Genomic DNA, 375 nt, shown 5'->3' with positions numbered 1-375 from the left:
CGCAAGCGAAGCCCAAAGCTGCTCTACACCAAACACTTCATTCATCACGAAACGAATATCTTTTAACGGAGCCTTATACTCAGCCATGTAACTACCCTCTATCCTCTGTTGATCCAACACGTAACAACCTTGTCTTACAAGGTATTTTTCAATAAAAACCCCGAGCTGCTTGTGGCTATTCGGGTGTGATTTACTTATGTCCGGGAAAACCTAACGCCGCACATTTAAATCATGCGGCGCATTTTAACGTAAAAAGCCCGCGAATGCGGGCTTTTTTTTGAATCAGATTAACTCAAGCTTAGAAAGCGAAGTTATCTTCTTCAACAGCCATCATAGACTCGGCACCCGCTTCAATCATTTGAGCGTGAGCTAAAG

The 375-nt window shown here is 43.5% G+C and carries 1 protein-coding gene; it reads right to left on the bottom strand.

The window, feature by feature from the left end; translation table 11 throughout:
• Positions 1-87: acyl-CoA dehydrogenase N-terminal domain-containing protein (locus tag A3763_RS30045; protein WP_369823093.1), on the bottom strand; the 87-nt coding region annotated here is incomplete at its 3' end.
• Positions 88-375: the final 288 nt, after the last annotated feature.

Source organism: Oleiphilus sp. HI0128 (assembly GCF_001635365.1).
Note: the sequence above shows the minus strand (reverse complement) of the source record. Positions and strands in the feature narration are given on the sequence as shown.